The sequence below is a fragment of the Peptostreptococcaceae bacterium genome (assembly GCA_016649995.1).
Lineage (GTDB): Bacteria > Bacillota > Clostridia > Peptostreptococcales > BM714 > BM714.
In genome coordinates this window covers 16,250-29,917 of record JAENWJ010000009.1, presented here as the reverse complement: position 1 = coordinate 29,917, position 13,668 = coordinate 16,250, and the positions used below count along the sequence as shown (strand labels likewise).

12 protein-coding genes and 1 pseudogene are annotated in these 13,668 nt (G+C 40.6%); all 13 read left to right on the top strand.

The genetic code is table 11. The annotated features are described in order from the left end of the window. The first annotated feature begins 3 nt into the window (after nucleotides 1-3). Nucleotides 4-1,026 (top strand): tRNA preQ1(34) S-adenosylmethionine ribosyltransferase-isomerase QueA, encoded by a 1,023-nt coding sequence (gene queA / locus JJE29_03200; GenBank protein MBK5251636.1) that lies wholly within the window; start codon nucleotides 4-6, stop codon nucleotides 1,024-1,026. Between the two features lie 13 nt (nucleotides 1,027-1,039). Continuing rightward, the gene (gene tgt, locus JJE29_03195) at nucleotides 1,040-2,176 is read left to right on the top strand and encodes a tRNA guanosine(34) transglycosylase Tgt (GenBank protein ID MBK5251635.1); all 1,137 of its coding nucleotides are present in this window, start codon (nucleotides 1,040-1,042) and stop codon (nucleotides 2,174-2,176) included. A 33-nt stretch (nucleotides 2,177-2,209) separates the two neighbouring features. Further along, entirely contained in the window at nucleotides 2,210-2,476 is a 267-nt protein-coding gene (gene yajC, locus JJE29_03190) for a preprotein translocase subunit YajC (GenBank protein ID MBK5251634.1), read from the top strand. A 53-nt stretch (nucleotides 2,477-2,529) separates the two neighbouring features. Beyond that, nucleotides 2,530-2,670, top strand: a complete 141-nt coding sequence (scfA, locus tag JJE29_03185; protein MBK5251633.1) for a six-cysteine ranthipeptide SCIFF — start codon at nucleotides 2,530-2,532, stop codon at nucleotides 2,668-2,670. 59 nt (nucleotides 2,671-2,729) lie between these two features. After that, the gene (gene scfB / locus JJE29_03180; GenBank protein MBK5251632.1) at nucleotides 2,730-4,112 is read left to right on the top strand and encodes a thioether cross-link-forming SCIFF peptide maturase; all 1,383 of its coding nucleotides are present in this window, start codon (nucleotides 2,730-2,732) and stop codon (nucleotides 4,110-4,112) included. A gap of 10 nt (nucleotides 4,113-4,122) precedes the next feature. After that, nucleotides 4,123-4,650: a gamma carbonic anhydrase family protein gene (locus JJE29_03175; GenBank protein ID MBK5251631.1), complete on the top strand. Its 528-nt coding sequence runs from the start codon at nucleotides 4,123-4,125 to the stop codon at nucleotides 4,648-4,650. Next, nucleotides 4,647-6,800: pseudogene (gene secD, locus JJE29_03170) on the top strand (protein translocase subunit SecD). Before JJE29_03175 ends, secD begins: the two are co-directional and overlap by 4 nt. Before the next feature lie 144 nt (nucleotides 6,801-6,944). Further along, nucleotides 6,945-7,316 carry a LapA family protein gene (locus JJE29_03165; protein MBK5251630.1) on the top strand — a complete coding sequence of 124 codons (372 nt, stop codon included), beginning with the start codon at nucleotides 6,945-6,947 and terminating at the stop codon, nucleotides 7,314-7,316. 15 nt (nucleotides 7,317-7,331) lie between these two features. Then, nucleotides 7,332-9,719, top strand: coding sequence for a single-stranded-DNA-specific exonuclease RecJ (gene recJ, locus JJE29_03160; protein ID MBK5251629.1), 2,388 nt, complete (start codon nucleotides 7,332-7,334; stop codon nucleotides 9,717-9,719). A gap of 28 nt (nucleotides 9,720-9,747) precedes the next feature. Then, a complete protein-coding gene (locus tag JJE29_03155) occupies nucleotides 9,748-10,260 on the top strand; it encodes an adenine phosphoribosyltransferase (GenBank protein MBK5251628.1) in 513 nt (170 codons plus the stop codon). 117 nt (nucleotides 10,261-10,377) lie between these two features. Then, complete coding sequence (locus JJE29_03150; protein MBK5251627.1) at nucleotides 10,378-12,561, top strand: bifunctional (p)ppGpp synthetase/guanosine-3',5'-bis(diphosphate) 3'-pyrophosphohydrolase; 2,184 nt, start codon at nucleotides 10,378-10,380, stop codon at nucleotides 12,559-12,561. Nucleotides 12,562-12,571: 10 nt separating this feature from the next. Continuing rightward, nucleotides 12,572-13,021 (top strand): D-tyrosyl-tRNA(Tyr) deacylase, encoded by a 450-nt coding sequence (locus tag JJE29_03145; GenBank protein MBK5251626.1) that lies wholly within the window; start codon nucleotides 12,572-12,574, stop codon nucleotides 13,019-13,021. Between the two features lie 10 nt (nucleotides 13,022-13,031). Then, nucleotides 13,032-13,667: an MBL fold metallo-hydrolase gene (locus JJE29_03140; GenBank protein ID MBK5251625.1), complete on the top strand. Its 636-nt coding sequence runs from the start codon at nucleotides 13,032-13,034 to the stop codon at nucleotides 13,665-13,667. Nucleotide 13,668: the final 1 nt, after the last annotated feature.

Genomic DNA, 13,668 nt, shown 5'->3' with positions numbered 1-13,668 from the left:
ACAATGAACAAAAGCGATTTTTATTACGAGTTGCCGGAATCTTTTATAGCCCAGGAGCCTCTAAGCAAGAGGGATGAATCGAAACTGATGATTTTGGACAGAAAAACCGGTGAAATAGAGCATGGCAGGTTTAAGGATGTTGTTGAATATCTAAATTCTGGAGACTGTCTGGTTCTAAACAATACAAGAGTTATTCCCGCGCGAATTTTCGGAAAAAAGACGACAGGGGCGGAAGTGGAGTTTCTTCTTCTTAAAAGGCTCGACATTAACCGTTGGCAGACATTGGTTAAACCCGGAAGAAGGGCTAAACCGGGAAGCGTTTTCGAATTCGGGAACGGAGAGCTTAGAGCTGAAGTGCTTGATGTTGCCGAAGGGGGTACTCGAATAATAGAATTCACCTATGAGGGTGTATTCGAGGAGATACTCGAAAAATTGGGAAGGATGCCGCTTCCTCCCTATATAATGGCAAAGCTAGAGGATCAGGAAAGATACCAGACGGTTTATTCAAAGGAAAGTGGCTCGGCGGCTTCGCCTACGGCAGGACTCCATTTTACCGAGGATCTGCTTGTAAAGATTATGGACAAGGGCATTGAAATAGCCTATGTGACTCTCCATATTGGATTGGGAACATTTAGACCTGTCAAGGAAGAGCTCATAGAGGATCATGAGATGCATTCTGAATACTATGTTCTTGACGAGGAAAATGCGGATCGCATAAACAGAGCCAAGAAGAATGGGAATCGCGTAATAGCAGTAGGAACAACAGCGAACCGAGTGGTTGAAACCCTAGGGAATGAAAGCGGGCTTGTATGTTCTGGAAGTGGATGGACCAATATCTTTATATATCCGGGTTATCGATTCAAAGTAATTGATGCGATAATCACGAACTTTCATCTTCCGGAATCAACACTTATAATGCTGGTTAGTGCTTTCGTTGATAGGGAGACGATACTTGAAGCATATGAAACCGCAAAATCGGAAGGCTACCGTTTCTTCAGTTTTGGGGATGCAATGTTTATTTACTGACGGGGAGGGTTTTATGTCTTTTAAATTTGAAGTATTAAAAAAATCTAATGAAAATGCTGCACGGCTAGGTAGAATGACAACAAATCATGGATCAATAGAAACACCGATATTTATGCCGGTAGGAACACAGGCTACGGTAAAGAGCATGACGCCGGAGGAACTGAAGGAAATAAAAGCCCAAATAATTCTTAGCAACACCTACCATCTTTATATGAGACCCGGGCATGATTTGATCAAGGAAGCTGGAGGCTTGCATAAATTCATGAATTGGGATTTGCCAATCTTGACAGATAGCGGAGGATTCCAGGTTTTCAGTCTTGGTCCAATGCGTAAAATAAGCGAGGAAGGGGTTGAGTTCAGATCCCATATAGATGGCTCGAAGCATTTTATAAGCCCTGAAAAAGCGATAGAAATACAGACGGCCCTAGGGTCGGACATAATTATGGCTTTTGATGAGTGTCCTCCTTATCCTGCGGAATACAAATATGTGAAGAATTCCCTTGAAAGGACTACGCGGTGGGCGAAAAGGTGCAAGGAAGCCCATGTGAACACTGAAAACCAAACGCTTTTCGGGATAGTGCAGGGAGGGATGTATAAGGACCTCAGGAAGCAAAGCGCAGAGGAGCTTGTGGAACTAGGGTTTAAGGGATATGCTCTTGGAGGGCTTAGCGTAGGCGAGTCAAAGGATATAATGTATGAAATGCTCGATTATACAACTCCGCTTTTGCCTGAGGAAAACCCTAGGTATCTTATGGGTGTGGGATCTCCGGACTGCCTATTCGAAGGGGTGGAAAGGGGCGTTGATATGTTTGACTGTGTATTGCCAACGCGTCTTGCTAGAAATGGAACGGCAATGACTAGCCGAGGGAGGATTTCAATCAAGCAGGCACAATACACTAGAGATTTTTCGCCGCTAGACCCGGATTGCGATTGCTATACCTGCCGTAATTACTCAAAAGCGTATCTGAGGCATCTGTATAAATCGAATGAAATTTTGTCTGCTAGGCTTTTTTCCTATCATAATTTGCATTTTCTGCTTAATTTGATGGAAAAGATACGTAAAGCTATAGATGAAGATACATTCAAAACGCTAAAAAAAGACTTTTTTAGAAACTATGGTTATGATAATATGATAGGGAAAGATATATAGGGCTAAGTAAAAAAAAATAAGGGGGAAATATCGATGAATTCATCTACTATCCAGCTTCTGTTTCCATTGCTATTTATTGGAATTTTGTATTTTCTTATGATTAGACCGCAACAGAAGAAAAACAAGGCAATACAGAAGATGAGAGAAAACTTGAAGGTGGGCGACAAGGTAGTCACCATTGGCGGAATCAACGGAACAATTATTAAAAGCAGCGACGAAATTCTTACAATAGAAATCGGAGCTGATAAATTAAAGCTCCAGCTCAGCAAATGGGCGATAGGGACAGTTGAAGAGCAATAGAATTGTTTCGGTATTAAGGAGTAGTATATTTAAAGAAAGGACGGATGAATAGAATGAAGCACATAAAAACCCTTAGCAGAGGTAAATTGAAGGAAATTAAAAGCAAAGGTTGCGGAGAATGTCAAACATCTTGTCAGTCCGCATGCAAAACCTCATGTACAGTTGGTAACCAAGTTTGTGAAAACACAAAGTAATTCAAAAAGCAGCTTGAAAGCTGCTTTTTCTCTTTGCGTATTTAGTGGGAGGAAAGCCGATGATTCACAAGTATAGACACAGGGGAATGAATATTGTTTTAGATATAAATAGCGGAGCGGTTCACATAGTTGATGAGGCTGTATTCGATTTGCTTGACTCATATTCGGAAAATGGAATAGATGTAGAAGACGCGGTCTTTGAAAGTTGCATTGACATTTATGGGATGGAAACAGTTGACGAGGCAAGGCTCGAAATAGAATCTCTGATTAAAAGGAAAGAGCTTTTTGCAGACGATATGCTGGGAGAGAACCCGCTTCTTACTGCAAAACCGGTTGTAAAGGCAATGTGCCTCCATGTAGCCCATGACTGTAATTTGAGATGTGAGTATTGCTTTGCTGCACAGGGTGATTTTAATGGCGAGAGGTGTCTTATGTCTTTGGAAACGGGGAAAAAGGCACTCGATTACCTTATAGAGAATTCAGGAAACAGAAAGAATCTCGAAGTTGACTTTTTCGGCGGAGAGCCACTGATGAATTTCGATGTAGTGAAGGAACTTGTATTCTACGGCAGAAAAAGGGAAGATGAGACCGGCAAGCATTTTCGGTACACACTCACTACCAACGGAGTCCTAATGACTGATGATGTCATGGCTTTTCTCGATGAATACATGGATAATGTGGTGCTTAGCATAGATGGCAAGAAGGAAAATCATGACAGGCTCAGGTATTATGCCAGCGGTAAGGGGTCCTTTGACGATATCTACGAAAAATATAAAAAATTTGTTGCCATGCGCGAAGACCGCTTGTATTTTGCGAGGGGAACTTTCACATCATATAATTTGAACTTTGTTGAGGATGTGCGCTTTCTGGCGGACATCGGTTTCGACAGTCTGTCGCTTGAGCCGGTAGTTACAAAACCTACCGAACCGTATGTTCTGAGGGAGGAACATCTTCCAATAATAATGGAGCAGTACGAGGCCTTGGCCGACGAAATTATAAAACGCTATGAGGAAGGGCGTCCAATCAATTACTACCATTTCGAAATTGATTTGAACCAGGGTCCGTGCGCATACAAGCGCTTGTCCGGATGCGGGGCAGGAATAGAATATTTGGCTGTAACCCCAACCGGAGAGCTTTATCCATGCCATCAGTTCGTTGGGGAAAAATCGATGAAAATGGGTACTCTAAGCGATGCATACGAAGACTTGAAGAAGCCGCTGGACTTCAAGAATGCACATGTTTATAAAAAGGAAGCTTGCAGAAATTGTTGGGCGAAATTTTATTGCGGAGGCGGTTGCCATGCAAATGCCTACTATTCAAACGGAAACATCTTTGAGCCGTATGAGTTGGGTTGCAAGATGGAAAGAAAGCGTGTCGAATGCGCTATCTATGTCAAGGCCGTATTGAATGAAAAAGGAATAAAACAGAAAAGTCTAGTATAGAGGTGCAAAGATGATAAAGGAATACAAAGATAAAAGGCCGAAAATACATGATTCGTGCTATGTTTCCGAGACTGCCGATATAGTAGGGGACGTTACTCTTGAAGAGGATGTAAATGTTTGGTTCGGAACGGTAATCCGGGGTGATGAAAACTATGTAAGAATTGGAAAAGGTACGAACATACAGGATAATTGCACATTGCACATAGCAAGAGATTTTCCCTGTATAGTGGGTGAGAATGTAACAATAGGCCATGGGGCTATCGTTCATGCCTGCATGATAGGTGATAGGGTTCTTGTCGGAATGGGCGCAATTATTTTAAATGGTGCGATTATTGAAGATGATGTTATAATAGGAGCCGGGAGCATTGTTACTCCTGGGCAAAAAATTCCTAGCGCTTCCATGGTAATGGGAATACCGGGAAAGGTTGTTCGCTCTTTGACAAAGGTAGAAATGGATTATTTTGAAGTTTCGGCAAGAAATTACGTAGAACTTGCGTCTGATTATAAATATAAAAAACAAGGAGGAAGGATGCTATGAAAACAAAGAACATCACACTTTTCATAGTCATAGTCTTGGTTGTAATTGCGGCAGTGTTTACAGCTTTAAATGGTATCGATATGGGCAACCTTAAAATCGGTTCCGTAAGTGATTCAATGAAACTGGGACTTGACATTGAGGGTGGAGCATATGTTGTTTTGGAAGCTGATACCGATGCAACTGGTGAAGCTTTGGCAAAAATTATGGATCAAACCCAAGAAGTAATAAGAAGGCGTGTAGACGCAATGGGTTTGACCGAACCCAATATTGTGCGAGAGGGAACCAACAGAATAAGGGTTGAACTCCCGGGGGTAAGCGATGCCCAAGATGCAATTAAAGCCATAGGAAAGACGGCGCAACTGCAATTCGTGAAGGTTGACGGAACCGTTATTCTTACCGGTGACCAGGTTAAGAATGCTGAATTGACTTTTGATCCCAAGACGGACAAGCCGGCCGTTGCGCTAGAATTTAACAGTAATGGGACTGAGGCTTTTAGGCTTGGAACGAAAGAAGTGGCTCAAATGGCATCGCCAAACAACATTATGGCGATAGTGCTAGATGACGAAATAATCTCAGCTCCGAGGGTAGACAGTGAAATAGCCGGGGGAACCGCAATAATCGTTGGCAGTTTCACGGTTGATGAGGCTTCGAATCTCGCAGCGCTTATAAGAGGAGGCGCCTTGCCTGTAGACCTTGTGGAGGTACAAACCAAGGCAATTGGGGCAACACTTGGAATCAATTCTCTTTACACAAGCGTGAAAGCCGGCCTAATAGGGTTGCTTTTGGTGCTTCTGTTCATGCTTGGTTATTACAGATTGCCTGGAGTTGTGGCAAGCATAGCTCTTATGCTTTATATTGTAATAGTACTCTATTCTCTCATATTAATGCATGCGACATTAACGCTTCCGGGGGTTGCGGGAATGGTTCTGTCAATAGGAATGGCGGTTGACGCCAATGTAATCATATTTGAGCGAATAAAAGAGGAAATCAGAAACGGCAAGACACTGAGAGCATCTGTAGACTCTGGATTCGCTAAAGCGCTTAGGACGATTGTGGATGCGAATGTAACTACTTTCATAGCGGCCATAGTTCTTTATTACTTCGGACTAGGTCCGATCAAAGGGTTTGCCGTAACATTGATGATAGGTATAGTGGCGAGCATGTTCACAGCTGTTGTTGTCACAAAAATGCTCCTTAGAATGATCGTGGGCATGAACCTGACTAAAAATACCAAGATGTATGGCGCCTAGGGGGTAGAAAAGATGAAATTTAAAATTTGCGAGAACTATAAGATATGGTTTGGAATTTCAACATCGATAATTATCATAGGAATGATTGTGGCAATGGTAGCAGGATTGAACTTTGGCATCGATTTTACCGGTGGAACAATGATGCAATTTGACATGGGAAGGGATTACAGTATTGAAGAAATTCAGACTGTTCTTGAACCATACAATCTTAATGCCGATATTATTCACGCAGGGGCCGAGAGTCACGAGGTCATAATAAAAACAAAGTCCAATCTTACCAACGATGAAAGAATTGAAATTTTCAATTCGGCGAAAGAGACATTCGGAATAGAGGATTCTGCATTTGGACAAACGGAGCAGTTCGGACCGACCATCGGTGATGAGATAAAGGAAAAGGCATTGATATCAATATTGCTTGCATCCTTAGGAATGCTAATGTATGTAACATTTAGATTTGAATACAAGTTCGGGGTTTCGGCAATCATTGCCCTGTTGCATGATGTGCTGATTGTTTTGGCCATGTATTCGATTTTCAGGATACCTGTCAATAGTTCAGTAATTGCGGCTATTCTTACAATAGTGGGGTATTCCATAAACGATACAATTGTTGTTTTTGACAGGCTTAGGGAAAACATAAAGTATATGAACAAAAAGAGCTATTTTGAGGTAGCTGATATCAGCATAAATCAGACGCTTAGAAGGTCTTTGAACACATCCCTTACAACGCTTCTTGTAATAGGAAGTCTTTATGTATTGGGTGTGGAGTCTATCAAGGAATTTGCATTGCCTCTTTTAGTTGGAGTTCTGACAGGAACATATTCATCTATTTTCATAGCAAGTCCTATTTGGGCACTTTGGAAAAATCATGAAAGCAAGAAGCATAATTACAAAGCTGCATAGTATTAAACATAAACCTTACAAATGGCGGCTTTTGCCGCCATTTGTAGTATAAAGAAATCTTTATAATTAATATTTATTTTTGATAGAGAAGGAAAACGGGTATAGATATAGAAATTATTACTATTAAATACTGGAGGGAATGCCATGCAAATTTATTTCATATTATCGTTGCTTTTTTCTGTAGTAGTAGCACTTTTTGCAGTAATCAATTCGGATATTATTGAAATCAGCTATTTTCTGGGAAAGATTGAGGTTGCACAATCAGTGGTTATACTTATTTCGGCGGCTTTTGGAGCGCTCATAATGGGGCTATTCGCTGTCTTTAGCAAATTCAAAAGCGGTTTAAGAACAAGAAAGCTGAACGGTAGAATAAAAACTCTTGAAAAGGAAGTTGGACGATATAAAGCGTCTGAGACCAAGTCTGCAGAGGAAAAGGCAAAACTTGAAGAGGAAGCGGTCAAACAAATTGAAAAAGCGAAAGAAGAGCTTGGCGGAGACGTCGTTGAGAAAAAGTAGCGGGCAGGAGCTGTAATGATAAACAAAAGCAATAGATGGGATATTAAATCGAAACCGGATGATGTCGATATTAAAAGGCTTGTCAAAGCATTTGAAATAAGTGAAATAACGGCTGGCTTGTTGTGCAATAGAAACCTTACGGAAATAAGCGAAGCCGAATCTTTTTTAAATCCGTCATGGGAAAGGCTTAGAGATCCTTTTTTGCTAAAGGATATGAAAAAGGCTGTTGATAGGATAAATAAAGCAGTTGAAAAAAATGAAACCATTTGCATTTATGGAGACTATGATGTTGACGGGGTCACATCGACTGCAATTCTATTGACATATTTCAGAAATATTGGATACGATAATATAATGCATCATATTCCGGAAAGGAAAACCGAGGGATACGGGCTAAACATTGATGCAGTCAGGATGATTTGCGAAAAAGGTTGCAACTTGCTAGTGACAGTTGATTGCGGTATTGCCTCTTCTGAGGAAATAAATTACGGAAACAGCATGGGAATGGATGTCATTGTTACTGACCATCACAAGACCCCTTTAAATCTTCCGGATGCCTATGCTATTGTAAATCCCAAAAGGAATGATTGTGAATTCGGTTTCAAAGAATTGGCAGGGGCGGGAATTGCATTCAAACTTGTACAGGCCTTATCTAATGAAAATGACGATTTGAACTCGTATATTGAATTGTCTGCATTGGGTACGGTTGCGGATGTAGTCCCGTTGCTTGATGAAAATAGAATAATTGTTAAAAAGGGCCTTGAAGTGATTAGTTCTAGTGAGAACCTCGGATTGATTGCATTAAAAGCCGTTTCGGGATTAAATGAAAAGCCTGTAAACGCAGGCAATATTGCATTCATGTTGGCGCCTAGAATCAATGCGGCAGGACGCATGGGTAGTGCGGACAAGGCATTGGAGCTTCTTATGTCGCGGGACAGCGTACAGGCGGAGCATTTGGCATTTTCCCTAAATGAAATGAACACCGAAAGAAAAGAGATAGAAGAAAAAATATATTCCGAGGCGGAAGCCCTGATTAAAGAAAAAAATTTGAACGAGCAGAACATAATGGTTATTGGAAAGGTAGACTGGGATTCCGGAATCATAGGAATTGTAGCCTCTAAACTCAGCGAAAAATATTGTAGGCCGATTATAATGATTGCAATTGACGAATCTGTGGGAAAGGCCTCATGCCGTTCTTATGGATCGATTAATTTGTACGATTTGCTTGATGTTTGCAGGCCGTACTTTATTAAATTCGGGGGGCACAAACAAGCAGCTGGGTTTTCCATTACTTCAATGGATATAGATGCCTTTGCAAAGGATCTCGAAACTTTGGCAATGGAAAAAATAGCAGAAGCCGAGCTTGCACCAAGGCTAGGTATCGATTGTGTAATAGATACCCGAAAAATCGATTTTAAGCTTATAGAGGACATTGATCGTTTGGCTCCGTTCGGATGCGGAAATGCAAGACCCAAGTTTCTTTTGCGCAATCTTAAATTGAATAATTTCCGTTATGTAGGAAAGAACCAAAAGCATTTGAAGGCCGCATTTTCGGAAAGCAATAGAATGTTTGACGCCATTGGATTTAACATGGATATGTATGCTTCCTTTCTTAAAAGAAAACAGAGTATGGATGTTGTGTTTAATCTTGAAAAAAATGTTTTCAGAAATGTGGAATCAATACAATTGAACTTAAAGGACATTAGAATAAATGAAATTGCATACTATGCCGAGGGCGATTTAGGAAGGAGATACCTAAAAGCCTTCTTGCCATTTTTTGAAAAAATAAAGACAAAAGACAGTTTGTCTGAAGGCAGATGCAAAGTATCGGGAAAGGAATTTGTTCCGGCTATGCTTCTTGAGGAAGGTACACTTGTAGCGGTTTATACATTGGAAGGATTGCACAAGCTTATTGGACAAATGGAGGAGCATCTGCCTCGGGATTTTTATTCGGTGGAAGCAGTTTTTTTTGGAGATGAAGAACCATTAAATGGAGTGTCGCACATTGCAGTGTTTCCCAATCTACATTCAGCGGCAAAAAGAGGATATAAAAAAATAGTAAACTATGACGGCTACGGAATGATGGGAGCCATGGATTGCTTGGATGTATCGGAACCCGGGGATAAGAATGCTTTCGATAAAATGGTTTGCGAGATGATTCCTGACAGGAGCCACCTTGTTGATATATATAGAGTCCTTATGAAAAACGGCCCTGTCAGCCAATATGATCTCGAAAAAAGTTTAGGCCTACCTTTCCTTAAATTAAATGCATCCCTTTGGATATTGGAGGATTGCGAATTAATCGATTTTAAGGAAGGAATGTATGCTGTGCTCGAAGCACCCGGTGAAAAAATCGATATATTTGAAAACGGTCTATTAAAGAACATGAACGAATATCTATAGATAACATGATTCATACAAGGAGGAAAAAATGGAATTAAAAGATAAAATAAGAGTTATAGAAGGCTTCCCCAAAGAGGGTATAAGCTACAAGGATATTACGACTCTTCTGAAGGATGGAGAAGCCTACCAAAAATCTATAAACGAATGTATTGAGAAAGTTAAGGATATTCACTTCGATTTGATTGTAGCGCCGGAGGCACGAGGTTTCTTGATAGGAGCGCCTATCGCATACTCAATGGGAAAAGGATTTGTTCCTGTAAGAAAAGCCGGGAAGCTTCCATATGAAACATTGGATTATGAATACGAATTGGAATACGGAACAGATGTCTTGCAAATGCATAAAGACGGCATAAAAAAAGGGCAGAAGGTACTTGTCACAGATGATTTGCTAGCGACCGGAGGAACCATTATCTCAGTAATTAAAATGGTTGAAAAATTAGGAGGAGAAGTGGTAGGGATTCTCTTTCTGATGGAGCTGGAATTCTTAAAAGGGCGGGAGCGTCTTGAAGGATACAGAGTGGAATCGGTTGTAAAATACTGATTGAGAAAAATTGAAACCCACTACTAAGCAGCGGATGTGATGCGTCCGCTGCATTGTTTTAATAGGGCGCTTGGTATATAATGAATTTAAATTTTCACAAGGGAAAGAGGAATACCTATGTTGGAAAATTTCATAATACAAATACAACAATATAATCCAAATATTGAATATGCCAATATTATTAAGGCGTATCATTTTGCTGAAAGTGCTCACGAGGGGCAGCTCAGGAAGTCCGGCGAAAAGTATTTTACTCACCCACTCCAGGTGGCTTTGATTCTGGCGGAACTTGAAATGGATGAAAATACGATAATAGCGGGTTTGCTTCATGATGTCCTTGAAGATACCAAGTATGAATATGATGAAATAGCTGCGGAATTCGGAGATGAAGTTGCTTCGCTTGTAGACGGAGTGACAAAGCTGACTCGTTTAAAGTATGAATCGAAAGAGGAAAGACAGGCAGAAAATTTGAGAAAGATGTTTCTTGCTATGGCAAAGGACATCCGGGTCATCATAATAAAGCTGGCAGACAGGTTGCACAACATGAGAACCCTAGAGTACATGAACGAGGAAAAGAAAAAAGAAAAGGCTATGGAGACAATAGAGATATATGCGCCTATAGCGGATAGGCTTGGAATATCGAAAATAAAGGGTGAACTTGAGGATACATCTCTAAGGTTCATTGATCCCGAGGGGTATTACGAGTTGGTCGAAAAGATCAATAAAAAGCGTGGAGAACGAGAAGAATACATTGAAAATGTTATTAATAAACTCAATGATTCATTAGCAGATACGGATATAGAATACGATATTACAGGGCGCCCAAAGCATTTTTATAGTATTTATAAAAAAATGGTATATCAGAAAAAAAGTTTTGAGGAGATCTTCGATTTAACGGCAATACGTGTTATCGTCGATAACATTAAGGATTGCTACGGTGTATTGGGAATAGTTCATACGTTGTGGAAACCGATACCGGGAAGATTCAAAGACTATATAGCTATGCCCAAAACAAATATGTACCAGTCCCTCCATACAACCGTAATCGGTCCTAAAGGCGAGCCGTTTGAGATACAAATAAGAACGAAAGACATGCATAAAATTGCCGAATATGGTATCGCAGCCCATTGGAAATACAAGGAAGGCCGCGTAGAAGAGGAAAACATAGACAATAAGCTTACATGGCTAAGGCAGATGCTTGAATGGCAGAGAGATTTAAAGGATCCCAAGGAATTTGTAGAATCCCTCAAAATAGACCTTTTCACAAATCAGGTTTTTGTGTTTACTCCGAAGGGGGATGTAGTTGAATTGCCTGTTGGCTCAACACCGGTGGATTTTGCATATAAAATACATTCAGGAGTGGGAAACAGCTGTATAGGAGGAAAGGTTGACGGAAGAATAGTGCCACTAGATTACAAACTTAAGACTGGAAATATTGTCGAGGTGATTACAAGCTCTCATTCAAACGGTCCAAGCAGGGATTGGCTAAAGTTTGTAAAGAGCACACAGGCAAAAAATAAGATAAAGCAGTGGTACAAGAAGGAACGCAAAGAGGAAAATATTGTCAAGGGTAAGGATATGCTTGAAAAAGAAGTGAAAAGACTAGGATATAGTACAAAGGAATTCTTGCAAGCTTCTTGGCTTAATTCCGCAGTAAAGAAGCTTAGTTTGAATGCAATTGAAGACCTGTATGCTTCGTTGGGATATGGAGGGATTTCCCTCAATCAGGTAATGCCTAAATTAAAGGAAAAATACAGGGTTGACCATAAAGACGATAAGAAAATGTCCATCGAAGAGGAAATCGCGGAAAAGTCAAAAAAGAAATCGGATAAGAGCGACAAGAAGCATAAGAAACAGGACCAAGGAATAACGGTTAAGGGAATCGACAGTATTCTGGTGCGTTTTGCGAAATGCTGCAGTCCTGTACCTGGGGATGAAATAATAGGATTTATAACACGCGGCAGAGGAATAACCATTCATCGCAGCGACTGTCCCAACATAAAGAATGAAGATACAACTGCAGAACGATTTATTGATGTTGAATGGAATAGGGATAAAGAGAATTCCTATGAAACAGGGATACAGATTATTGCTCCTGACAAGAAGGGACTGCTTTCGGAGGTTACAAATCTTATATCGGAATTAAATCTCGAAGTTGTCGGTATAAATGCAAGGATTACAAAGGAAAAAGTCGCAATAATTAATCTGACTATATTGATTTTCGATACCGGCCAGCTGAAAATACTTATAAAGAAATTGAAAAACAAGCCGGAGATAATGGATGTCAAGCGTGTGACTTCATAGGAGGAAAAAGATGAGAGCTGTTGTGCAAAGGGTTTCTGCATCGAGTGTTTCTGTCGATGGAAAAATAATGGGAGAAATAGAAAAGGGATTGAATGTGCTTTTGGGTGTAGAAGAAGGCGACGGACCCAAGGATTCAAAAAAAATGGTTGAAAAGATTGCGAATCTAAGAATCTTTGAGGATGATAATGACAAGATGAACCTTTCGCTTCTTGACATCAAGGGCGAGATGCTCGTGATATCCCAGTTTACGCTGCTGGGTGATTGCAGAAAGGGTAGGCGTCCCGGCTTTTCCGATGCAGCGAAACCCGAACCTGCGAATGAGATTTATGAAATGTTTGTTGAAGAAGCGAAGATGCTTGGCATACATGTGGAAACGGGTGTTTTTCAAACACATATGATGGTGAATATTGTTAATGACGGACCTGTCACAATTCTTGTTGACAGCAACAAAAAATTTTAGGTGGTGCCGAATGCAAATCGAACGTATTGTAACTGGAATATATGCGGCAAATTGCTATATAGTACATGGGGGACAATTGAACGAAGCCATAGTTGTGGATCCGGGTGGCAATGTGGAAGATATTGCAAGATATCTTCGAAAGAGAAAATTGAATTTGAAAAAAATAGTGCTTACGCATGGACACTTGGATCATATAGGCGGAGCCGAAGAGCTTAGACGCATAACAGAAGCGAAGATTGTTATTCACAAGAAAGACGCGTATATGTTGCATGATGCTGAAAAAAATATGTCTGCAACAGCCGGAGGAAATGCAATAAGCTTTATTGAAGATGATTTGCTTAGGGATGGCGACATTATAGCAGTGGACGGAATAAATGCTCTTGTAATCCATACCCCGGGACATTCCGCGGGTGGAATATGCTTGAAAATCGAGGACACTCTTTTTTCAGGAGATACCCTTTTTCGAGGGTCGATAGGACGAACGGATTTAGACAAGGGTTCCATGGGCGCTATTATGTCATCAATAATGGACAAGCTAATGAAACTTCCTGACGAGACGCGGGTCTTTCCTGGCCATGGATCCGAAACATCAATTGGATATGAAAGAGAAAACAATCCATTCATATTGCAGATGAGGAATCAGTGAA